Here is a 22,193-nt window from a genome sequence, read left to right as displayed (position 1 = left end):
GCGTGCGGGACGGCGGCCCGTACCCCGGTCGGCGGGGGTACGGGCCGTATGCGCGGTTGGGCCCGTATGTGCGGGTCAGGTGGTGACCGGTTCCCGTCGGTCGGCTCCGTACGCCATCGCGTGCTGGACGACCGCGATGAGGACCTCCTTGGCCGACTCCCGGTCTCTCGCGTCGCACAGGACGACCGGAACGTCGTCGTCGAGGTCGAGCGCCTGGCGGACCTCGTCGACCGGGTACCGGGCCGATCCTTCGAAGCAGTTGACGCCCATCACGAACGGTATGGAGCGCCGCTCGAAGTAGTCGACGGCGGCGAAGCAGTCCTCGAGGCGGCGCGTGTCGGCGAGTACGACGGCGCCCAGGGAGCCGGAGGCGAGCTCGTCCCACAGGAACCAGAAGCGGTCCTGTCCGGGTGTCCCGAAGAGGTAGAGCACCAGGTCCTCGCGGAGCGTGATGCGGCCGAAGTCCATGGCGACGGTGGTGGTGTGCTTGCCCTCCACGCCGCTGGTGTCGTCGACCGGGCGGCCCGCCTCGGTGAGCACCTCCTCGGTGCGCAGCGGTTTGATCTCACTGACCGCGCCGACCAGGGTCGTCTTGCCCACCCCGAAGCCACCGGCCACCAGGATCTTGAGCGTGACGGGCTCGACCGGGGGCTTGCCGCGCTCAGAACGCCCGAAGATCATCGATCTCTTCTCCTGCTTGATGGGGGTCGTGGGACGGTGGGCCGTAGCCCCCGCCGCCGGGGGTTTCGATGACAAGTACGTCGCCGGGGCCGACGTCCGCCGTATCACTTGCGCCAAGTTCCGTGACCGTGCCGTCCGCGCGCTCCACCCGGTTGGCGCCGAGCGCCCCGGGTTCGCCGCCGGCCATGCCGTAGGGCGGGACCCTGCGGTGCTGGGACAGGGTGGAGACGGTCATGGGCTGAAGGAACCGGATGCGGCGCACGGCACCGTCCCCGCCGCTCCAGCGCCCGGCTCCGCCGCTGCCCGGCCGGACCGCGAACTCGTCGAGCTGGACCGGCAGTCGCCACTCCAGGATCTCGGGGTCGGTGAGCCGCGAGTTGGTCATGTGGGTCTGTACGACGGAGGCGCCGGGGAAGCCGTCGCCCGCGCCGGATCCCGAGGCCACGGTCTCGTAGTACTGGTAGCGCTCGTTGCCGAAGGTGACGTTGTTCATCGTTCCGGATCCCTCGGCCTGCACGCGCAGGGCTCCGTACAGCGCGCCGGTGATCGCCTGAGAGGTCTCCACATTGCCCGCGACCACGGCGGCGGGGGCCTCGGGGGCGAGCATCGAGCCACGCGGCACGACGATGTCGAGCGGGCGCAGGCAGCCGTCGTTGAGCGGGATGTCGTCGGCGACCAGGGTGCGGAAGACGTACAGGACGGCGGCGTTGACCACCGCGAAGGGCGCGTTGAAGTTGGTGTCGAGCTGCGGGGACGTACCCGTGAAGTCGACAGTGGCGGAGCGTTTTCCGCGGTCTACGGAGACCCGGACTCGAATGACCGCCCCGGAGTCGGTCTCGTAGGCGAACTCACCGTCTTCCAAGGCGTCGATGACGCGGCGTACGGCTTCCTCCGCGTTGTCCTGCACGTGCCGCATGTAGGCCTGGACGACATCGAGGCCGAAGTTCTCGATCATGCGGGCGACTTCGTCGACGCCCTTCTGGTTGGCGGCGATCTGGGCACGCAGGTCGGCGAGGTTGGTCTTCGGATTACGCGAGGGGTAGGGCGCCTCGGTGAGCAGGCGAAGCGTCTCGGCCTCGCGGAAGCGGCCGTTCTCGGCGAGCAGCCAGTTGTCGAAGAGGATGCCCTCTTCCTCGATGGTGCGGCTGTTCGCGGGCATGGAGCCGGGGGCGATGCCGCCGATCTCGGCGTGGTGTCCGCGCGAGGCGACGTAGAACAGGATGTGCTCACCCTCCGTGTCGAAGACCGGGGTGATCACGGTGACGTCGGGCAGGTGGGTGCCTCCGTGGTATGGGTCGTTGACCGCGTACGTGTCACCCGGGCGCATGCTGTCACCGCGTCGCCGGATGACCTCCTGCACGCTCGTGCCCATCGAGCCCAAGTGGACAGGGATGTGGGGGGCGTTGGCGACAAGGCTGCCGTCGGGGTCGAAGAGCGCGCAGGAGAAGTCCAGGCGTTCTTTGATGTTGACCGACTGGGCCGTGGACTCCAGGCGGGCACCCATCTGCTCGGCGATGGACATGAAGAGGTTGTTGAAGACCTCGAGGAGAACCGGGTCCGCTTCTGTGCCGAGATCGGAACTCTGCGTGACCGCCACGCGTTCCATGACCAGATGCCCGTCGTCGGTCGTCGCGGCCCGCCAGCCGTCGTCGACGACGGTCGTCGCGCTGGCCTCGGTGATGATCGCGGGGCCGGTGACCGTTTCGCCGGGTGGCAGTTCCTCGCGGCGGTGCAGAGGTACGTCGTGCCAGGCGCCACCCGTGTGGAGGCTGACCGTCTCCATCGCGCCGCGGGCGGACGAAGGGGTGGCGAGGGCGGAGAGATCGGGGGGTTCGGTGAGTCCGGTGGCTTCTACGGAGAGGGCTTCCACGACGACCGGACGGTCGAGGGTGAAGGAGTAGGTGGCGCGATGGCGTTCTTCGAAGGCGTGGGTCATGGTGTCGGGCTCGGTGAGCTCGACGGTGAGCGTCGTGTCCGTTCCGTCGTAGCGGAGCTGGGCGCGGCGGGTGACGCTGATGCGGTCCTCGGGCACGTCCTCGGCGAGGAGTTCGGCGCGGGTGACGCCCTCCAGGTCGTCGGCGGTCTTGAGGATGCCGGGCATCGCGGAGGCCTCGAGGGGTGCCTCCACGGACTGCTCGCGCATGGCCGTCGTGTCGGCGAGTCCGATGCCGAGGGCGGACAGGACGCCGGCCATGGGCGGGACGAGGACGGTGCGGATGCCGAGCGAGTCGGCGACCATGCACGCGTGCTGGCCGCCCGCGCCGCCGAAGGTGGTGAGCGCGTACCGGGTGACGTCGTGGCCCTTCTGGACCGAGATCCGCTTGACCGCGTTGGCGATGTTGGCCACGGCGATCTGCAGGTAACCCTCCGCCACCTGCTCCGGAGTGCGGTCGTCGCCGGTCTTCTCACGGATCTCGCGCGCGAGTGCGGCGAACCGGTCGCGGACGAGTGTGTCGTCGAGGGGCTGGTCGCCGTCGGGACCGAACAATGGGGGGAAATGGGTGGGTTGGATGCGGCCGAGTGCGACGTTGGCGTCCGTGACGGTGAGCGGACCGCCACGGCGATAGCAGGCGGGGCCGGGGTCGGCGCCGGCCGAGTCGGGGCCCACCCGGTAGCGGGAGCCGTCGAAGTGAAGCACCGAGCCGCCGCCCGCGGCGACGGTGTGGATGTCCAGCATGGGCGCCCGCAGCCGGACCCCGGCGATCCGGGTGGTGAAGACCCGCTCGTACTCGCCCGCGAAGTGCGAGACGTCCGTGGAGGTGCCGCCCATGTCGAAGCCGATGACACGGTCGAAGCCTGCGAGCTGGGACATCCGAGCCATGCCGACGATGCCACCCGCCGGGCCGGACAGGATGGCGTCCTTGCCACGGAACTGACCCGCTTCGGCGAGACCTCCGTTGGACTGCATGAACATCAGTCGCACGCCCTGGAGCTCATCGGCGACGTGCTGGACGTAGCGGCGCAGCACGGGCGACAGGTAGGCGTCGACGACGGCCGTGTCACCGCGCGGCACGACCTTCATCAGCGGGCTGACCTCGCTGGACAGCGAGATCTGCGGGAAGCCGGTGCGTGCCGCCAGCTCGCCGACGGCCTCTTCATGGGCGGGGTGGAGGTGACTGTGCATGCAGACGACGGCGACGGCCCGGATCCCGGAGTCGTACGCCTCCTGGAGGGGCCCGGCGAGGGCGTCCAGGTCGGGGGCGCGCAGGACCGTGCCGTCGGCGGCGATCCGCTCGTCGACCTCGACCACGCGTTCGTACAGCAGCTCGGGCAGTTCGATCGCGCGGGCGAAGATGTGAGGGCGGTTCTGGTAGGCGATGCGCAGGGCGTCGCGGAAGCCTCGGGTGACGACGAGGAGGGTGCGCTCGCCCTTGCGTTCCAGGAGGGCGTTGGTGGCGACGGTGGTTCCCATCCGGACGGCGTCGATCCGCGCGCCCTGGGCGTCCTGGCCGCTGCCGAGGAGTTCACGGACACCCGCCACCGCCGCGTCGGCGTACCTCGCCCGGTTCTCGGACAGCAGTTTGTGCGTGAGCAGGCGGCCGTCCGGGCGTCGCGCGACGATGTCGGTGAAGGTGCCGCCTCGGTCGACCCAGAACTGCCAGCCTGTCACGTCTGTTCCCCGCTTCCGCCCAGCTCAGAGCGCCCGGAGGCCGCTGATCACGTCGCGCAGAATACTCTCGTCCGGCAGCTCGGCAGGGGGTACGGGACGTGTCACATGGACCATTTCCTCGGTCACGAGGTCCCCGATGAGGACCCGGACCACTCCGATGGGCAGGTCGAGCTCGGCGGCGAGCTCGGCGACCGACTGGGGGGTGTCGCGGCAGAGCTCGACGATGTCCACGTGTTCCGGGGACAGCGAATGGTCGGCTTCGGGGTCGTCCGCGTGGGGCTCCGTGACGACCACCGCGATCAGGTCGAGGCGATGCTGGGCCGGACTGGTGGTGCGCCCGCGTGTCATGGCATAAGGACGGACCACAGGTCCGGCGTCGTCGTCGAACCAGTGGCGTTTTCCCTGACCGTCTCCGCTCATGCCATCCCACTACCCGCCCGAGGGCAGATCGGTGCGCGGAGCGGCGGCCAGATGTGCGCCGACCCGCTTCACCAGGAGCGTCATTTCGTAGGCGACCTGCCCGACGTCGGAGTCTGCGTCCGAGAGAACGGCGAGGCAGCTGCCGTCCCCGGCGGCCGTGACGAAGAGGAAGGCCTCCTCGAGCTCGACCACGGTCTGCCGGACCCCGCCCGCCTCGAAGTGACGGCCGACGCCCTTGGCGAGGCTGTGGAAGCCGGAGGCGACGGCGGCCAGGTGCTCGCTGTCCTCCCGGGTCAGATCCTTGGAGGCCCCGGTGGCAAGGCCGTCACCGGAGAGCACGATCGCCTTGCTGATGCTGGCCACGCGGTCCACCAGGTCGTCGAGCAGCCAGTTCAGCTCTCCCGACGTCTTGCTGGTCGCGGTGGGCCCTGTGGCCTTCGGTGCGGTCATCGACCGTCCCCCTTCGTCGTTCCTGGTGCTGTGCCGCCCTGGGCCCCGTCGCCCGCGGCGTTCTCCTCGCGGCCCCGCCGCCAGCCCCGCTGGAGCGAGGCCATCCGGCTGCGTACCTCGTCGGCGTCGCGATCGGCGAGATCCACCCCCTTCGGGGTGTGGGCCTTGTCGCGCTCGGCGCGCCGTTCGGGTCCGTCCTTCAACTGCGGGGCCAGATTGGCCTGTCGGACGCGGCGGGGCAGCGGGCTCGCACCCGATTCTGCCCCTTGCGTCGCGGCGGCGGAGGTCGGGGTCGTCCCGGCCCTGCCCGACGGCGAGCCGGCAGAGCGAGTGCGCCGGGGGAGAGCGGGGGCCTCTCGGAGACCGGAGGCCTCGGAGCGAAGGCCGGACGTCTCCGAGCGAAGGCCCGGAGTCTCGGGGCGTTCGCCGTCGCGGCGCCCGGAGGTCTCGGTGCGGTCGGTACGCCGGGCGGTCGACGACTGTGCGCTCGCCCTCTCCCCCACGCCTTGCCTCTCCACCGGCTCGAGGACCGGTTCGAGGCTCTCCACCGGCTTCAGCGCCTCGGCGGGCTCCTCGCCCGCCGCGCCGCGGCGGGGCCTCGTCCGGGTCACGGGACGACCGTGCGAGCTGACCAGCTTGGGAGTTCTGCGGCGGGGCAGGGGGACCGGGGCGCCCGCGTGGTCGTCGTCGCCGGAGCGGGCCGTCTCCGCGCCGCCTGCGCGGGGCTGCTGGTGGGGCCGGTGCTGCTCGACCGGCACACCCGCTATGGAGCGACGCGGCCTGAACAGACCGCCCTGCTCGGCGTCCTCGTCGTCGAGGGCACCCGGGAAACCGCCGAGCGCGTCCAGATCGACCGGCGCCTCAAGCTCGACCGGCCCGTCCAGGATCGCGGCAGGCAGGCCGGGGAGGCGCACCGGTACGTCGGAGAGCGCCGCCTTGCGTCCCTCCTCGATCTTGCCCTCCTTCGAGGGCAGCGCGCGGTCGAGACGGAAGCCGATGCCGTTGGTGTCCGGGACGTCGTCCGTGAGCAGCGCTTCGGGGATGAACACCACGGCGGTGGTGCCGCCGTACGGGGAAGGCTGGAGGGAGACACGGACGTTCTGCCGCTGCGCGAGCCGGCTGACCACGAAGAGACCGAGCCGGTCGGTGTCGGACAGTTCGAACTCGGGGGTCTCGGCGAGCCGCAGGTTGGCGTCGAGGAGCGCTTCGGCCGCCATGCCCAGACCGCGGTCGTGGATCTCCAGGGTGAAACCATTGGCGACGCGTTCGCCGATGACCTGCACGGCCGTGTGCGGGGGCGAGAACACCGTGGCGTTCTCCAGGAGTTCGGCCACCAGGTGCGTGAGGTCGGCGACCGCGGGCCCGGTGACGGCGACGCGGGGCAGTCGGCGTACCTCGATGCGCTCGTAGTCCTCGACCTCGGCGACGGCGGCGCGGACGATGTCCATGAGCTGGACGGGCTTGCGCCACTGCCGGGACGGGGCCGCGCCGGACAGGATGACCAGGCCCTCGGCATGCCGGCGCATACGTGTGGTCAGGTGGTCCAGGCGGAACAGGTCGGCGAGTTCGTCGGTGTCCTCGGTCCTGCGTTCCATGGTGTCGAGGAGGGTGAGCTGCTTGTGCAGCAGGACCTGGCTGCGGCGGGCGAGGTTGACGAAGACCTCGGAGACGCCGTCCCGCAGTTCGGACTGTTTGACGGCGGCCTCGACGGCCGCGCGCTGAAGGGTGTTGAGGGCCTGGCCGACCTCGCCGATCTCGTTCTTGTCGTACTCCAGGCGGGGCACTTCGGTCTCGACGTCGACCTGTTCGCCCCCGGAGAGGCGGCGCATGACGCTGGGGAGCCGCACGCCGGACGCCTCGTGGGCCTCCAGACGCAGTCGGAGCAGGTCGCGGATGAGGCTCCGGCCGATGCGCACGGACATGACGAGCGAGGCCAGCAGGGCGATGAGTCCGAGGACACCCGCGATGACCGCCTTGACGATGACGCCCGTGGCCACGGGGCGGATGCGGTCCTGGTAGCGGTCGCCGGCCTTGTCGTCGAGGTCGGCGAGTTCGTTGAGCACATGTCCGGCCGCCCGGTCCCAGCTCTGCGCGGTGACACCGTGCGGGGATCCGGCCGGGGAGGTGACGACAGCTTGCTCCGCCACGCGCAGGGGAGCCGTGTCGGCGTTCGACCAGTAGCGCTCGAAGCGGCCGCGCTCCGAGGAGGGCAGCAGCGGCAGGCTGATGTCGTACAGCAGGGTGCGCTGCGCGACGAGATCGGAGATGTCGCGGATGTCGTCGCGGGTGATGCGGCCCGCGACCAGTGCGGAACCGAGGAGGGCGTCCTCGCGGGAAAGCAGTTCGCGCGCGTTGGCGACGTTGACGAGGGCGCGGCCCTGCTTGTCCATCTCCACGTTGTCCACGACATGGAGGTTGGCCATCAGCGTGTAACAGGGGTCGATCAGACGGTTGTAGAGGTCGAGGGCCTGGGCCCGGTTGACGGTGCCCTCCTCGACGCTGCGGCGCAGCGAGTCGACGCCGCCGAGGGCGTCCAGGATGGTGCCGAGGCGCTGTGAGGTGCCCCCGTTCATCTCTTCCCGTACGTTTTCGTCCTTGGCGTTCTCGCGGACCTTCGCCACGGCCCGGTCGGTCGCGGTGCGACTGCGCTTCAGCGCCGCCAGCGCGTCGGAGGCGCGGGGATCGGCGAGATAGACGAGTGTCTGGCGGCGCTCCTGCTGGAGAACGCTGACGGTGTCCTCGGTGGGGTAGCCGATCTTCTCGACGACGTCCGACACGTTGAACAGCTGGTTGGCCGCGCGGCCGGTGAGTACCGTCGCGAAGGCCCAGATCCCCGTCAGGGAGAGGAGTGGCACGAGGAGCAGCGCCACGATCTTCCGGCGGATGGACTTCCCGCGAAAGCGCATGGCCTCCCCCAGCTCGACCCCCTCCGGCCCGGGGGCACACCTGTGCGTCAACAAACGGCGTGAGCCTACTACTGACCCACAGGTAACTCGAAGACGTGTCCGGGCCGCCGCCCGGCGTGAAGAGGGTGGAACTCGGGCTTTCGAGGGAACCGGAGATGGGCAGTTGTCCGTTCATTGGGGGAGATTGCCTCCCCGAATCCGGCATGGCGAGCCGGAGCTCATCGGACTGGTGAACTTGGTCAGTTGGCCGGAAATTTTCGCTAGTTGGGAATCTTCGGGGCACATTGTTCGTCCTTCTCTACGGGAAATGGGGGCGGAATCGGCCACAGGGGCCGCATGCCGCTTCCCGGCGGCGTAAAACAGCGCAAGCCGGGCAGCCAATGGGGAGCCGGTGTCGCATGACACTCGTGCGAGGGTCTGCTGGGCGGTGGGGAGTGACAAGTTGATGGGCACGGCGGAGCGGAGCGGGGCGCCCGGAGTGAGTGCTGCGGCGCCTGTGGCGGTGCGATCGGGCACGCGGACACCGGATCGCGACATACCGGCGGATGTGCGCGACCGGACGAGCGGGGACGACCGTGCGAGCGCGGGCGATCGCTGGAACGGGCGGCTCGCGGCGACGGACGGACGCGAAGAGGTGAGCGGACAAGGCGTTGTTGTCACGGACGGGCGCGATCGGGTGAGCGGGCGGAGCGTGGCCCTGGAGGGACGCGACCGGAGGAACGACCGGGCGGGTGCCGCCGGGATCGGAAGCGAGCGCATGAGCGCCCAGGCCGTGGCCGAGGGCGGCCCCGAGCCGGTGGGCGGGCGGGGCACGGCCACCGGTGGGCATCCGCAGGCGGTCGGGCAGGGCGCCGCTGCCGGTCAGCGGCGTGTCGGCGGGCAGGTGCGGGCAGTTGTCGGGCACGCGCACGGATACGAAGAGCAGGCCTACTACCGGCCGTTGTGGATCGAGGAGCCCGCGCGTCGGCGACGACTGCCCGATCCGGTGCGTACGGCGGCCGTGCGTGCGGTGCTGATCATCGCGGTGACCCTGATCCAGGCCGTGATCGCCTTCCTGTCCACGCTGGCGGAGTCCTGGCTCGCCTTCCCGATGGTCCTGAGCAGCGTGGCCAGCACGGTGGTGGCCACCTGGGCCGCCCTCGACGTCTGGGTCACCCGCCAGGTGTGGAACCAGCGCAACGGCGTGGTGTCCGAACCGAGCAGCACCGCAAGGTCCCTGAGGCGCGAGCGGCGCCGGGCCCGACGGCAGGCGCGCGCGACGGAGCGCGCTCAGGAGCGAATACGGCGGCAGGGCGGCACCGGGCAGTTGTCGCACCCCTGAGTACGGCTCGCGACTGAGTACGGGACGGCTCACGGCTGAGCCCGGCTCGTGACTGAGCCTGGCTCACGGTTGCCCACGGCGCGGCCAAGGGGCGGACTCCACGGCCCCCGTGGACCTGGTGGTCCAGGGGGACCCGGTCCCTCGGTCCGCCCACGGGCCGTCAGCTCGCCACAGCGCCCGCCGGCTCCACCGGGTTCTCGCTGCGCGCCAGTTCACGGCGTGCCTTCGTGAACGGGCGGGGACGGTCGATGGAGAGTACGGCTGTGGTGCGGCCGTCGCGCTCGTACAGGGCGAGCAGGCCGCCTTCGGCCGGTGCGCCGTCGTCGAGCGCGCCCTCGGTGATGCGGACGGTGTCCGCCGCGTGCCGGCGCCCCGCGAACTGGATCCGTGCGCCGTACTGATCGGACCAGAAGTAGGGCAGTGACCGTGCGGTCTCGACGGTGCGCCCGGCGAGCAAGTTGTGTACCGCGACGCGGGGTTGCTCGGTGGCGGAGGTCCAGTGCTCGGCGCGGGCGCCTCCGACGCGAGCGACGTCGCCGACGGCGACCACCTGCGGCAGCGCGGTCACGCAGCCGTCGTCGCACAGCACGCCATCGTGCAGTGCGAGTGTCGAGCCGGCGAGCCAGCCGGTGTTGGGGGTGGCGCCGATGCCCACGATCACGACATCGGCGGGCAGGACCCGGCCGTCGGAGAGCTCCACGCCCGTGACGGTGCCGCTCCCCCGCAGGCCGGCGACACCGATGCCGGTCACGAGGCCGGCACCACCGCGGCGATGCAGGGCGGCGCACACGGCGGCCATCTCGGGGCCGAGTTGGGGAACGAGGGGCAGGGGTGCGGCCTCGACGACGGTGACGTCGTGGCCGAGTCCGGCGCAGGAGGACGCGGTCTCGGCGCCGATGAAGCCGCCGCCGATGACGACGACGCTGCGCGGGCCCCGGGAGAGCTCCGCGCGCAGGGCGCGGGCGTCGTCGAGGGTGCGCAGGGTGTGCACGCCGACGAGACCGTCCCCCGGGAGCCGCCGGGCCGAGGCGCCGGTCGCGATGATCACGCCGTCCGTGGAGACGGTGCGGCCGTCGTCGAGGAGGACGGTGCGCCCCCGGGCGTCGAGGCCGCGGGCACGTACGCCGAGCAGCCACTCGGCGTCGAGTTCGGCGGTCTCCTCGGCGTCGGTGAGGGCGAGTTGGGTCTCGTCGGCGCGGCCGGTGAGGAAGTCCTTGGAGAGGGGTGGGCGGTCGTACGGGTGGTGGGGCTCGTCCCCGACGATCACCAGGCGGCCGTCGAACCCCTGGGTCCGGAGTTCCCGGGCGGCGTACAGCCCGGAGAGCGAGGCGCCGACGACGGTCACGGTCCTCATGAGGCGCGCTCTTCGGCGCACTCGGTCAGGGCGTTCATGCGGCGGTGCCCTCCTCCGCGGCCAGGTGGACGTGGATGATTCCGTCGTCGACGGTGACGCGGTGGGTGCGGACGGGGCGGCGTGCGGGCAGGCACGTCGGCCGGCCCGTACGGAGATCGAATGAGGCGGCGTGCAGCGGGCATTCGATCAGACAGCCCTCCAGCCAGCCCTCCGACAGGGAGGCGTCCTGGTGGGTGCACGTGTCGTCGATGGCGTACAACTCGCCGTCGGCGTTGAACACCGCGATGGGCGGCGTGGTGTCGACACGGACGGATTCGCCCGCGGGGAGGTCGTCGAGGCGGCAGACGGGAATCATGGGCCCCCCTCTCGGTCCTGGACTCTTCGTCCGGGACCTCCTGGTCCAGGTGGGTCCGGAGACCTTTCGGGTTCCGGACGCTTCGGTAACATGATGTTTCGCATGGCGCACGAGGGAGCGCTATGCGCAACAGAATCCGCGCGGGGGTCCCGTCACGTCAAGGGCTTCCCGCAGATGCGGCCCAAACCGGGCCGTCAGGTGGTGAGAATTGAGCCATGACCCGCACGCAGAAGCAGGCTGAGCACACCGGGGAGAGTTCCGAGAAGCAGAACGGGAGAGGGGCCGGCAGCGCCGTCCAGTCGGTGGACCGCGCCGTGAGCGTCCTGGAGATCCTCGCCCGGGTCGGCGAGGCCGGGGTCACCGAGATCGCCGAGGAGCTGGACGTGCACAAGTCCACCGCCTTCCGCCTGCTCGGTGTCCTGGAGAACCGCGGTCTGGTGGCCCAGGCCAAGGACCGCGGGAAGTACTACCTCGGGGCCGCAGTACTGCGTCTGGCGGGGGCGGCGGCGGTGCGCCTCGACATCTCCCAGGAGGGCGTCCCGGTCTGCCGCGAACTCGCCGACGAGCTGGGCGAGACCGTCAACATCGCGGTGCTCGACGACGACGCGGCGGTCAACATCATGCAGGCGCGCGGCACCGCGTCGGTCACCGCGCAGAACTGGCTGGGAAGGCGCACCCCGCTGCACGCGACCTCCAGCGGCAAGGTACTGCTCGCGCACATGCCGCCCACCCTGCGCGAAGGCCTGCTCGCACGCGCCCTGCCACGGTTCACCGAGCGCACGATCACGGGTACGACCGTGCTGCGCGCCGAGTTGGAGGCCGTGGTCGAGCAGGGCTACGGGGTCACCATCGAGGAGCTGGAGCTGGGGCTCGCCGCCGTGGCCGCGCCGATCCGGGCACACGACGGCAAGGTGATCGGGGCGATCAGCGTGTCGGGTCCGGTGTATCGGCTGAACTCCGACCGGCTGCCGGAACTGGCCAAGCGGACGGTGGCGGCGGGGGCCGACCTGTCGCGCCGGATGGGGTACGGCTTCTGAGAGCCCGCGGGGGCGCAGGGCGGGACCGCCGAGAACACCGCAGCCGCGGACCCTATGGGCGGGTCGCGATGGGCCGGTCGCGCGGTTCCCCGCGCTCCCGCCGGGGCGGGGCCCGGGATTCTCCCGGCCCCGCCCCCTCGTGTGTCCGGCACGTTTCGGGCCGCCCGTTCCTTTTGCCAAGGGTTAACGCCGACCCCTTGACGACCCCATGACGGCGTTCTCAATATGTTCCTCATCGCGCAACCCATCGTGCATTGCGCAACAGCAGAGGAGCTTGTCGTGCCACACGAGGTCCGTGCCGTAGTCGCCGTCAAGAAGGGCGCACCCGTCGAGGTGCGGACGATCGTCGTTCCCGACCCGGGCCCCGGAGAGGTGCTCGTCAACGTCCAGGCCTGCGGGGTCTGCCACACGGATCTGCACTACCGGGAGGGCGCGATCACCGACGACTTCCCCTTCCTCCTCGGCCACGAGGCGGCCGGCACGATCGAGGCGGTCGGCGACGGCGTGAGCGACCTGGTCCCGGGCGACTACGTGGTTCTCGCCTGGCGGGCGCCCTGCGGAACCTGTCGCTCCTGTCGCCGCGGGCGCCCCTGGTACTGCTTCGACTCCCGTAACGCCACCCAGCCGATGACCCTGCTCGACGGCACCCCGCTCAGCAACGCGCTGGGCATCGGCGCCTTCGCCGAGAAGACCCTGGTCTCGGCCGGGCAGGCGGTGAAGATCGACCCGGCCGCCCGCCCCGAGGCCGCGGGCCTGATCGGCTGCGGTGTGATGGCCGGATACGGCGCCGCGGTCAACACCGGCAACGTCGGGCGCGGCGACACGGTCGCCGTCATCGGCTGCGGAGGCGTCGGCAACGCGGCGATCGCGGGCGCCTGCCTCAACGGCGCGATGAAGGTCATCGCCGTCGACATCGACGACAAGAAGCTGGACCAGGCAGAGAAGTTCGGCGCCACCCACACGGTGAACTCGCGCGGGACGGATCCCGTCGAGGCCGTCCGTGCGCTCACCGACGGTTTCGGGGTCGACATCGCCATCGACGCGGTGGGCCGACCGGAGACGTACAAACAGGCCTTCTACATGCGCGACCACGCGGGTGTGCTCGTCCAGGTCGGTGTCCCCGACCCCGAGATGAAGATCGACCTCCCGCTGATCGACCTGTTCTCGCGCGGCGGTGCGCTGAAGTCCTCCTGGTACGGCGACTGCCTGCCGAGCCGCGACTTCCCGTTCCTCATCGACCAGTACCTGTACGGGCTGCTCGACCTCAACGCCTTCGTCAGCGAGACCATCTCCCTCGACCAGGTCGAGGAGGCGTTCGCGAAGATGCACCGCGGTGAGGTACTGCGGTCGGTGGTGGTCCTGTGAGCCAAGCCGAGCCCCAGGGACACGGTCACGAACAGGACCACGCGGTACGGGTCCAACGCGTCGTCACCTCGGGCACCTTCAGCCTCGACGGCGAGACCTTCGACGTCGACAACAACGTCTGGCTCGTGGGCGACGACGAGGAGGTGCTGATCGTCGACGCCGCCCACGACGCCCGTACGATCCACGAGGCCGTCGCCGGACGCCGTGTCACCGCGATCGTCTGCACCCACGCGCACGACGACCACATCGACGCGGCCGCCGAGCTCTCCGTACTGACCGGCGCGCCCGTGCTCCTGCACCCCGACGACATCGAGCTGTGGTCCTTCACCCACCCCGGCCGCAAGCCGGACGGGGAACTGCGCGACGGCCGGATCCTGGCGGTCGCCGGCATCGAACTCCAGGTGATCCACAGCCCCGGCCACACCTGGGGCAGCTGCTCCCTCTACGCCCCGTTCCTGGACACGGTCTTCACCGGGGACACCCTCTTCCACGGCGGCCCCGGCGCGACCGGCCGCTCGTACTCGGACCGGCCCACCATCGAGGCCTCCCTGCGCAGCCGGCTCCTCACCCTCCCCGGCAACACGGTGGTCCGTACCGGGCACGGCGAGGACACCACCATCGCCGCCGAGCGCCCCCACGTTCCCACCGTCTGATCCCCGACCCCCGAGCGCGTCCACTCCCCACCCCGGCAAGGAGGGGCATGTCCAGCACGCCCGCAAACCATCCCCGTGTCGTCATCATCGGCGCCGGCATCGTCGGCTGCTCGCTCGCCGACGAGCTGACCGCCCGCGGCTGGACCGACGTCACCGTTCTCGAACAGGGGCCGCTGCCCGCCCCGGGCGGCTCCACCTCGCACGCGCCGGGCCTGGTGTTCCAGACCAGCCCGTCCAAGACGCTCACGGCGTTCGCCCGGTACACCGTGGAGAAGTTCAACTCCCTCCAGGTCGACGGCGTCTCCTGCTTCAACCCGGTCGGCGGTCTCGAACTCGCGACCACGCCCGAGCGCCTCGCCGACCTGCGCCGCAAGGCCGGCTATGCCGCCTCCTGGGGCGTACGCGGCGAGATCGTCAGCGCGGCCCGCTGCAAGGAGCTGTGGCCGCTCATCGACCAGTCGGCCGTCCTCGGCGGCTTCCACACCCCCGACGACGGCCTGGCCCGCGCCGTGCTCGCGGCCCGGGCCCAGAGGGAACGCGCCACCGAAAAGGGCGCCCGCTTCCTCGACCGCCACACGGTCACCGGTATCGAACAGGAGGACGGGAAGGTCACCGCCGTGGTCACCGACCGCGGCACCTTCCCCGCCGACCACGTCGTCTCCGCGGCCGGTTTCTGGGGCCCGGTCATCGGCCGGATGGCCGGGGTCGACGTACCCCTTCAGCCGCTCGCACACCAGTACGCGAAGACCAAGCAGCTCCCCGAACTGGCCGAAGCCACCCCGGAGCCCACCTCCGAAGCGACCCCGGAAGCCACCGCCGACACCGCCAACGCCCCGGCCGACGCCTCGAAGCCCATCCTCCGCTTCCAGGACCGCGACCTCTACTTCCGCGAGCACCACGACCGCATCGGCATCGGCAGCTACGCCCACAAGCCACTGCCCGTCGACCCGTTCGGGATCCTCCCCTACGACGAGGCGCGCGCGAACGACATGGAGATGCCGTCGTCGTACCCCTTCACGGAGGAGGACTGGGCACCGAGCTGGGACGACTGCCGCTGGCTGATGCCCGCCCTGCGCGAGACGGAGATCGAGGAGGGCTTCAACGGCGTCTTCTCCTTCACCCCGGACGGCATGCCGGTGCTCGGGGAATCGCGCGAGCTGCGCGGATTCTGGCTGGCCGAGGCCGTCTGGGTCACCCACTCCGCGGGGGTCGCGAAAGCGGTCGCCGAATGGATGGTCGACGGGCGCGCCTCCATCGACCTGCACGAATGCGACCTCACGCGCTTCGAGGACGCGCAGCGCTCACCGTCGTACGTCCGCGAACGCGGTTCGCGGCAGTTCGTCGAGGTGTACGACGTCCTGCACCCCCTCCAGCCGATGGAGCGCCCGCGCCCCCTGCGCGTCAGCCCCTTTTACGCCCGGCAGCAGGAACTCGGCGCGTACTTCATGGAGGGCGGCGGCTGGGAGCGCCCGCACTGGTACGAGGCGAACGCCCCGCTCGTGGACGGTCTGCACCTTCCCGAGCGCGACGCCTGGTCGGCCCGCTACTGGTCGCCCATCGCGGCCGCCGAGGCGAAGGCGACCCGCGAGAAGGTCGCCCTGTACGACATGACCCCGTTGCGCCGCCTCGAAGTCACCGGACCCGGGGCCCTCGGCTTCCTCCAGCGCATGACCACCAACAACCTCCGCAAGAAGCCGGGCGCGGTCACCTACACGCTGCTCCTGGACGAGACGGGCGGGGTACGCTCCGACCTCACCGTCGCGCGCCTCGCCTCGGACCGTTTCCAGGTGGGCGCCAACTCCCCCACCGACCTGGACTGGCTGATCCGGCACGCACCGGACGACGTGCGGATCCGGGACATCACCTCCGGCACCTGCTGCGTCGGCGTCTGGGGCCCGCTCGCCCGCGAGCTCGTGCAGCCGCTGACCCGCGACGACTTCTCACACGAGGGCTTCGGCTACTTCCGCGCGAAGGAGACCTATCTGGGGCACGTCCCGGTGACGGCGATGCGGCTCTCGTACGTCGGCGAGCTGGGCTGGGAGTTGTACACGTCCGCCGATCTTGGGCTCAGGCTCTGGGACACGCTGTGGGAGGCGGGCCAGGAGCACGGCGTGTTCGCGGCCGGGCGCTCAGCCTTCAACAGTCTGCGACTGGAGAAGGGCTACCGCGCCTGGGGCGTGGACATGACCGACGAGCACAACCCGTTCGAGGCGGGGGTCGGCTTCGCGGTCCGGATGGACAAGGACGGGTTCGTCGGCCAGGAGGCGCTGCAAGGCCTCGCCACGGAGGAACCCGCACGCAGGCTCACCCCCCTCCTCCTCGACGACCCGGTCGCCGTCGTGCTCGGCAAGGAGCCCGTCTACGTCGACGGCGCCCCGGTGGGTTACGTGACCAGCGCCTCGTACGGCTACACGCTGGGCCGCTGCGTCGCGTACGCCTGGCTGCCTGCGCTTGCGACCGGTACCGGTGTGCACATCGAGTACTTCGGCGAGAAGGTCCCCGCAACCGTCGCGGAAGAACCCCTCTTCGACCCGAAGATGAACCGAATCCGCCGCTGAAACCGATCAATAGACATGAGCCCGGCCACAAGGCATAAGGAGGCCCCTGTGTCCCCCACGTACGACGTGATCGTGATCGGTCTCGGCGGTATGGGCAGCGCCGCCGCCCACCATCTGTCCGCCCGCGGCGCCCGCGTGCTCGGTCTGGAGAAGTTCGGCCCGGTGCACAACCGCGGCTCCAGTCACGGCGGTTCCCGCATCACCCGCCAGTCCTACTTCGAGGACCCGGCGTACGTGCCGCTGCTGCTGCGCTCGTACGAGCTGTACGAGGAGCTGGAGCGGGCGACCGGCCGGGAGATCGCCATCCTGTGCGGCGGCGTCATGGTCGGACGCCCCGACTCCCGGACGGTCTCCGGTTCGCTGCTCTCCGCCGAGCAGTGGGACCTGCCGCACGAGATGCTGGACGCCTCCGAGATCCGCCGGCGTTTCCCGACCCTGACCCCGAAGGACGACGAGGTCGCGCTGTACGAGGCGCGGGCCGGGCTCGTGCGCCCCGAGAACACCGTCGCCGCGCACCTCCAGCTCGCCACCCGGCAGGGCGCGGACCTGCACTTCGAGGAACCGATGACCCGCTGGGAGCCGTACAAGGACGGCGTACGCGTCCACACGGCCGAGAACACCTACACGGCGTCCCAGCTGGTGATCTGCCCGGGCGCGTGGGCACCGCAACTGCTCACCGATCTCGGAGTGCCGTTCACGATCGAGCGCCACGTCATGTACTGGTTCCAACCCAGGGGCGGGGTCCAGCCGTTCCTGCCGGAGAACCACCCGATCTACATCTGGGAGGACGCGGCCGGAGTCCAGGCGTACGGCTTCCCGTCGATCGACGGGCCGGAGCTGGGCGCCAAGGTCGCCTTCTTCCGCAAGGGGGCCGTGACCACCCCGGAGACCATCGACCGGACGGTCCACGAGGACGAGGTCCGGGCCATGGCGGATCACATGGCCCGCCACATCCCTGACCTGCCGGGCACCTTCCTCAAGGCCGCCACCTGCATGTACTCCAACACCCCCGACGAGCACTTCGTCATCGCCCGCCACCCCGCCCACCCGGAGTCCGTGACCGTGGCCTGCGGATTCTCCGGGCACGGCTTCAAGTTCGTGCCGGTCGTCGGCGAGATCGTCGCCGACCTCGCCCTGACCGGTACCACCGATCACCCGATCGGGCTGTTCGACCCCCACCGCCTCGCCGCCGCGCCCGCCTGAGGAGTACGCACGTGACGACGACCCCCGTCTCCCCGTCCCCCATCTCCCCCAGCCTGATCGCCACCCTCCCCGGGCACTATTACACCGACCCGGAGATCTTCCGGCAGGAGCAGGAGTCCCTGTTCGAGTCGATGTGGTTCTGCGCCGTCCGCTCCGCGGATCTCGCCAGGCCCGGCGCCTTCCGCACCGTCCAGGTGGGCCGCGAGAGCGTTCTGATCACCCGCTCCCGCACGGGCGAGCTGCGCGCCTTCCTGAACATCTGCCGCCACCGCGGGGCCCGGCTGTGCACCGAGGAGTCCGGGGAGGTCCGCCGCAATCTGCAGTGCCCGTATCACGCCTGGACCTACGACCTCGACGGCAAGCTGGTCGCCGCGCCGAACCTGATCAAGATGCCGGACGTCGACCGCGTCGAGTACGGCCTGGTCAAGGTCGCGCTGCGCGAGTGGCTCGGGTACGCCTGGGTGTGCCTGGCCGACGAGCCGCCCTCCTTCGAGGAGACCGTGATGGGCGCCGCCGTGGAGCGGCTGGGCGACGCCGCCGCCATCGAGCACTACCGCACCGAGAAGCTGGCACTCGGCAAGCGCATCACCTACGACGTGAAGGCGAACTGGAAGCTGATCGTCGAGAACTTCATGGAGTGCTACCACTGCGCGACGATCCACCCCGAACTCGTCGACGTCCTCCCGGAGTTCGCCGAAGGCTACGCGGCCCAGTACTACGTGGGGCACGGCGCCGAGTTCGGCGAGGACATCCGGGGCTTCACGGTCGACGGCAGCGAGGGCTTCGGCCGGCTGCCGGACATAGCGGACGACCAGGACCGCCGCTACTACGCGATCACCGTGAAACCGACGGTCTTCATCAATCTGGTCCCCGACCATGTCATCCTGCACCGCATGTTCCCGCTCGCCGAGGACCGCACGGTCGTCGAGTGCGACTGGCTCTACGCGCCGGAGGTCGTGGAGTCCGGCGCGGACGTGTCCAAGTCGGTCGAGCTCTTCCACCGGGTCAACGAACAGGATTTCGAGGCCTGTGAACGTACGCAGCCGGCCATGGCCTCGCGGGCCTACCGGAACGGTGGTGTCCTGGTGCCCACCGAGCACCACATCGGGATCTTCCACGAGTGGCTGATCCAGCAATTGGGAGGCCCCAGTGCCTGACCTTTTCATTGACGGTACGTGGCGGAGCGCTCTCGACGAGCGCACGCGCGAGATCCGCTGCCCCGCCGACGGCTCCCTGGTGGGCGTCGTCGACGAGGCGGGCGGCAAGGACACCGTCGAGGCGATCGCCGCCGCGCGCCGCGCCTTCGACGAGGGACCCTGGCCCACCACCCCGGCGGCGGACCGCGGTGACCTGCTGCTGCGCGTCGCCGACCTCCTCGTTCGCGACAAGGCCGCGCTCGCCCGCGCCGAGTCGCTCGACACGGGCAAGCGGCTCGTCGAGAGCGAGTACGACATCGACGACATCGCGAACTGCTTCCGCTACTTCGGACGGGCGGCCACCGCGGAGACGGGCCGGGTCGTCGAGACCGGCACGGCGAGCGTCGACAGCCGGGTCGTGTACGAGCCGGTCGGGGTGTGCGCGCTGATCACGCCCTGGAACTATCCGCTCCTGCAGACGGCCTGGAAGGTCGCCCCGGCGCTCGCCGCGGGCAACACCTTCGTCCTCAAGCCGAGCGAGCTCACCCCGCACACGGCGATCCATCTGATGCGGCTGCTGGAGGAGGCGGGGCTGCCGCCCGGAGTGGCCAACCTCGTCCTCGGCGCGGGCCCCGAGGCAGGGGCCCCGCTCGGCGATCATCCGGACGTCGACCTCGTCTCCTTCACCGGCGGGCTCCAGACCGGGCGGCGGCTGATGGCCGCCGCGGCCGGGACGGTGAAGAAGGTGGCCCTGGAACTCGGCGGCAAGAACCCGAACATCGTCTTCGCCGACGCCGACTTCGAGACGGCCGTCGACATGGCGCTGACCGCGGTCTTCCTGCACTCGGGGCAGGTCTGTTCGTCCGGGGCCCGGCTGCTGGTCGAGGACTCGCTGCACGACCGGTTCGTCGACGAGGTCGTCCGCCGGGCCTCAAAGATCCGGCTCGGCGGCCCGTTCGACGAGCGGGCCCAGAGCGGGCCGCTGGTCTCGGCGGCGCATCGCGCCAAGGTCGAGGCGTACGTCGCCAAGGGTCTGGAGGAAGGCGCGGTGCTGCGCTGCGGCGGCGCGCGGCCTTCCGGGCCCGAGTTCGAGGCGGGCTTCTACTATCCACCGACCGTGCTGGACGAGTGCTCGTCCGACATGTCCGTGGTCCAGGACGAGTCCTTCGGGCCGGTGCTGACCGTGGAGCGCTTCAGCGGCGAGGCGGAGGCCGTACGGCTCGCCAACGACACGATCTACGGGCTCGCGGGCGCCGTCTTCACCACCGACGAGGCCAAGGCCCAGCGTGTGGCGGCCCGGCTGCGGCTCGGCACGGTCTGGATCAACGACTACCACCCCTACGTCCCTCAGGCGGAATGGGGCGGTTTCAAGCAGTCCGGCTTCGGGCGCGAGCTCGGACCCTCCGGCCTCGCCGAGTACCGCGAGGCGAAGCACATCTGGCGCAACACCAACCCGTCCCCACAGGGGTGGTTCGCGTAATCCCCTGATGATCCCCCGGTGACCTCCGGATGATCTGATCCCCTGATTCCCCCCACCCGCACGAGCCGCGCCCCTCTCCCCGATCCAGGAGGCCGCTCATGACCACCCATCCACCCAAGACCGAGCAGAACGACGACGCCGAACTCTCCGAGTTCGGCTACAAACCCGAGCTCAAGCGCACCCTCGGCAACTTCCACACCTTCGCCGCCGGCATCAGCTACATCTCCATCCTCACCGGCACCTTCCAGCTCTTCTACTTCGGCTACGGCAGCGGTGGCCCCGCCTACTGGTGGTCCTGGCCGATGGTGTTCATCGGCCAGTTCATGGTCGCGCTCTGCTTCGCCGAGCTCGCCGCCCGCTATCCCGTGGCCGGCTCCGTCTACAACTGGTCGAAGAAGGTGGGCAATCCGCACATAGGCTGGCTCGCGGGCTGGATGATGCTGCTCGCGTCGATCGTGTCGATCTCGGCCGTGGCACTCGCCTATCAGCTGACGCTCCCCCAGATCTCCTCCACCTTCCAGTTCGTGGGTGACGGCACGGGCAAGTACGACGTCGCCACCAACGCGGTCCTGCTGGCGGCCGTGCTGATCCTGTTCACCACCGTCGTGAACGCCTTCGGTGTGAAACTGATGGCGACCATCAACACCGCGGGCGTCTTCATCGAGCTGATCGCCACCGTCGTACTGATCATCCTGTTCGCGGTGCACGTCACGCGCGGTCCCCAGGTCGTCATGGACACCCAGGGCACCGGCAACGGACAGTCGTTCGGCTATCTCGGCGCGTTCCTGGTGGCCTCGCTGGCGTCCGCGTACGTCATGTACGGATTCGACACGGCCTCGTCGCTCGGCGAGGAGGCAGTCGACCCGTCGCGCAACGCGCCGCGCGCCATCATCCGCGCGATCGTCGCCTCGTTCGTCCTGGGCGGGCTCGTGCTGCTGCTCGCGCTGATGAGCGTCTCCAGCCTGAAGGGCGACAAGCTCTCCACGGAGGGTCTGCAGTACATCGTCCTCGACGTGCTCGGTCCGACGGCCGGCAAGGCGATGCTGTGGTGCGTGCTGATCGCGGTCACGGTGTGCGCCCTGGCCGTGCACACGGCGGCGATCCGGCTGGCCTTCGCGATGGCCCGCGACAACAACCTGCCCGCCTCCTCGAAACTGGCCAAGGTCAACGCGCGCTTCCAGACTCCCGTGCTGCCGACGGTGATCATCGGTGTGCTCGCTCTGGCGATCCTGGTGGTCAACATCCGCCAGCCGCAGATCTTCACCGTGGTCACCAGCATCGGCATCATCATGATCTACCTGGCATATCTGCTGGTCACGGGGCCGATGCTGGTCGCACGGCTGCGTGGCAAGTGGCAGCCCGCGGGCGACGGCAAGTTCTCGCTCGGCCGCTGGGGCCTGCTCGTCAACATCGTCGCCGTGGTGTGGGGCGCGGCCATGACGATCAACCTGATCTGGCCGCGCTCCGCGGTCTACAACGCGGCCGCGCCGTACCACTGGTACCTGCGCTGGGGTGCCGTCCTGTTCGTGGGCATCGTCGCGGGCGGCGGCTTCGCCTACTACTGGTTCGTGCAGCGGCACCGGACCGGGGTGCTCGCCGAGCACCAGTTCCAGGCCGCCGCGACGGCTTCCGTCGCGACTCCCGTGACCCCCGCGACCGACTGA

General features: G+C 70.4%; 16 protein-coding genes. 9 read left to right on the top strand and 7 right to left on the bottom strand.

The genetic code is table 11. The annotated features are described in order from the left end of the window. Window positions 1–75 precede the first annotated feature (75 nt). Genes ACIQTP_RS10055 through ACIQTP_RS10035 form a run of 5 tightly spaced genes read right to left on the bottom strand, consistent with a single transcriptional unit; the run spans window position 76 to window position 8,067 of the window. A complete protein-coding gene (locus tag ACIQTP_RS10055) occupies window positions 76–681 on the bottom strand; it encodes a GTP-binding protein (RefSeq protein ID WP_403398084.1) in 606 nt (201 codons plus the stop codon). Beyond that, window positions 662–4,291 (bottom strand): hydantoinase B/oxoprolinase family protein, encoded by a 3,630-nt coding sequence (locus tag ACIQTP_RS10050; protein ID WP_403398082.1) that lies wholly within the window; start codon window positions 4,289–4,291, stop codon window positions 662–664. The genes ACIQTP_RS10055 and ACIQTP_RS10050 overlap by 20 nt, the downstream gene beginning before the upstream one ends. 24 nt (window positions 4,292–4,315) lie before the next feature. Then, complete coding sequence (locus tag ACIQTP_RS10045; RefSeq protein ID WP_054237191.1) at window positions 4,316–4,711, bottom strand: DUF742 domain-containing protein; 396 nt, start codon at window positions 4,709–4,711, stop codon at window positions 4,316–4,318. A 9-nt stretch (window positions 4,712–4,720) separates the two neighbouring features. After that, a complete protein-coding gene (locus ACIQTP_RS10040) occupies window positions 4,721–5,161 on the bottom strand; it encodes a roadblock/LC7 domain-containing protein (protein WP_054237190.1) in 441 nt (146 codons plus the stop codon). Continuing rightward, a complete protein-coding gene (locus ACIQTP_RS10035) occupies window positions 5,158–8,067 on the bottom strand; it encodes a nitrate- and nitrite sensing domain-containing protein (protein ID WP_403398079.1) in 2,910 nt (969 codons plus the stop codon). Before ACIQTP_RS10035 ends, ACIQTP_RS10040 begins: the two co-directional genes overlap by 4 nt. A 757-nt stretch (window positions 8,068–8,824) precedes the next feature. Between ACIQTP_RS10035 and ACIQTP_RS10030 the strand changes: the two genes are divergently transcribed. Beyond that, window positions 8,825–9,388: a hypothetical protein gene (locus ACIQTP_RS10030; protein ID WP_403398165.1), complete on the top strand. Its 564-nt coding sequence runs from the start codon at window positions 8,825–8,827 to the stop codon at window positions 9,386–9,388. Between the two features lie 160 nt (window positions 9,389–9,548). Here ACIQTP_RS10030 and ACIQTP_RS10025 read toward each other — a convergent pair whose 3' ends face one another. Then, window positions 9,549–10,742 carry an NAD(P)/FAD-dependent oxidoreductase gene (locus tag ACIQTP_RS10025; RefSeq protein WP_403398077.1) on the bottom strand — a complete coding sequence of 398 codons (1,194 nt, stop codon included), beginning with the start codon at window positions 10,740–10,742 and terminating at the stop codon, window positions 9,549–9,551. A gap of 34 nt (window positions 10,743–10,776) precedes the next feature. After that, entirely contained in the window at window positions 10,777–11,097 is a 321-nt protein-coding gene (locus ACIQTP_RS10020) for a bifunctional 3-phenylpropionate/cinnamic acid dioxygenase ferredoxin subunit (RefSeq protein WP_402048173.1), read from the bottom strand. 215 nt (window positions 11,098–11,312) lie between these two features. On the opposite strand from ACIQTP_RS10020, the gene ACIQTP_RS10015 reads away from it, so the two are divergent. The 8 genes from ACIQTP_RS10015 (at window position 11,313) to ACIQTP_RS09980 (ending at window position 22,193) form a co-directional block, all read left to right on the top strand. Further along, entirely contained in the window at window positions 11,313–12,134 is an 822-nt protein-coding gene (locus ACIQTP_RS10015) for an IclR family transcriptional regulator (RefSeq protein ID WP_402048170.1), read from the top strand. 279 nt (window positions 12,135–12,413) lie between these two features. Further along, window positions 12,414–13,499, top strand: a complete 1,086-nt coding sequence (locus tag ACIQTP_RS10010; RefSeq protein ID WP_403398074.1) for an S-(hydroxymethyl)mycothiol dehydrogenase — start codon at window positions 12,414–12,416, stop codon at window positions 13,497–13,499. Then, window positions 13,496–14,152, top strand: a complete 657-nt coding sequence (locus tag ACIQTP_RS10005; RefSeq protein WP_403398071.1) for an MBL fold metallo-hydrolase — start codon at window positions 13,496–13,498, stop codon at window positions 14,150–14,152. Before ACIQTP_RS10010 ends, ACIQTP_RS10005 begins: the two co-directional genes overlap by 4 nt. 47 nt (window positions 14,153–14,199) lie before the next feature. Further along, entirely contained in the window at window positions 14,200–16,710 is a 2,511-nt protein-coding gene (locus ACIQTP_RS10000; protein ID WP_403398068.1) for an FAD-dependent oxidoreductase, read from the top strand. 48 nt (window positions 16,711–16,758) lie between these two features. Further along, entirely contained in the window at window positions 16,759–17,913 is a 1,155-nt protein-coding gene (gene solA, locus ACIQTP_RS09995; RefSeq protein WP_403398066.1) for an N-methyl-L-tryptophan oxidase, read from the top strand. 11 nt (window positions 17,914–17,924) lie between these two features. Continuing rightward, window positions 17,925–19,070 carry an aromatic ring-hydroxylating dioxygenase subunit alpha gene (locus ACIQTP_RS09990; protein ID WP_403398064.1) on the top strand — a complete coding sequence of 382 codons (1,146 nt, stop codon included), beginning with the start codon at window positions 17,925–17,927 and terminating at the stop codon, window positions 19,068–19,070. Further along, window positions 19,063–20,529 (top strand): aldehyde dehydrogenase family protein, encoded by a 1,467-nt coding sequence (locus ACIQTP_RS09985; protein WP_402048154.1) that lies wholly within the window; start codon window positions 19,063–19,065, stop codon window positions 20,527–20,529. The genes ACIQTP_RS09990 and ACIQTP_RS09985 overlap by 8 nt, the downstream gene beginning before the upstream one ends. Before the next feature lie 98 nt (window positions 20,530–20,627). Then, window positions 20,628–22,193 carry an APC family permease gene (locus ACIQTP_RS09980; protein WP_403398062.1) on the top strand — a complete coding sequence of 522 codons (1,566 nt, stop codon included), beginning with the start codon at window positions 20,628–20,630 and terminating at the stop codon, window positions 22,191–22,193.

The sequence above is a fragment of the Streptomyces sp. NPDC090798 genome (assembly GCF_044768965.1).
In the GTDB taxonomy this organism is placed as follows: Bacteria; Actinomycetota; Actinomycetes; order Streptomycetales; family Streptomycetaceae; genus Streptomyces.
This window is presented reverse-complemented; position numbering and strand designations above follow the sequence as displayed.

Bases quoted from the DNA above. Each gene is read 5' to 3' on its own strand.
- ACIQTP_RS10015 (WP_402048170.1), top strand. From the start codon at position 11,313: ATGACCCGCACGCAGAAGCAGGCTGAGCACACCGGGGAGAGTTCCGAG.
- ACIQTP_RS10055 (WP_403398084.1), bottom strand. From the start codon at position 681: ATGATCTTCGGGCGTTCTGAGCGCGGCAAGCCCCCGGTCGAGCCCGTC.
- ACIQTP_RS10020 (WP_402048173.1), bottom strand. From the start codon at position 11,097: ATGATTCCCGTCTGCCGCCTCGACGACCTCCCCGCGGGCGAATCCGTC.
- ACIQTP_RS10030 (WP_403398165.1), top strand. From the start codon at position 8,825: ATGAGCGCCCAGGCCGTGGCCGAGGGCGGCCCCGAGCCGGTGGGCGGG.
- ACIQTP_RS10000 (WP_403398068.1), top strand. From the start codon at position 14,200: ATGTCCAGCACGCCCGCAAACCATCCCCGTGTCGTCATCATCGGCGCC.
- ACIQTP_RS10035 (WP_403398079.1), bottom strand. From the start codon at position 8,067: ATGCGCTTTCGCGGGAAGTCCATCCGCCGGAAGATCGTGGCGCTGCTC.
- ACIQTP_RS09980 (WP_403398062.1), top strand. From the start codon at position 20,628: ATGACCACCCATCCACCCAAGACCGAGCAGAACGACGACGCCGAACTC.
- ACIQTP_RS10025 (WP_403398077.1), bottom strand. From the start codon at position 10,742: ATGAGGACCGTGACCGTCGTCGGCGCCTCGCTCTCCGGGCTGTACGCC.
- ACIQTP_RS10040 (WP_054237190.1), bottom strand. From the start codon at position 5,161: ATGACCGCACCGAAGGCCACAGGGCCCACCGCGACCAGCAAGACGTCG.
- ACIQTP_RS10045 (WP_054237191.1), bottom strand. From the start codon at position 4,711: ATGAGCGGAGACGGTCAGGGAAAACGCCACTGGTTCGACGACGACGCC.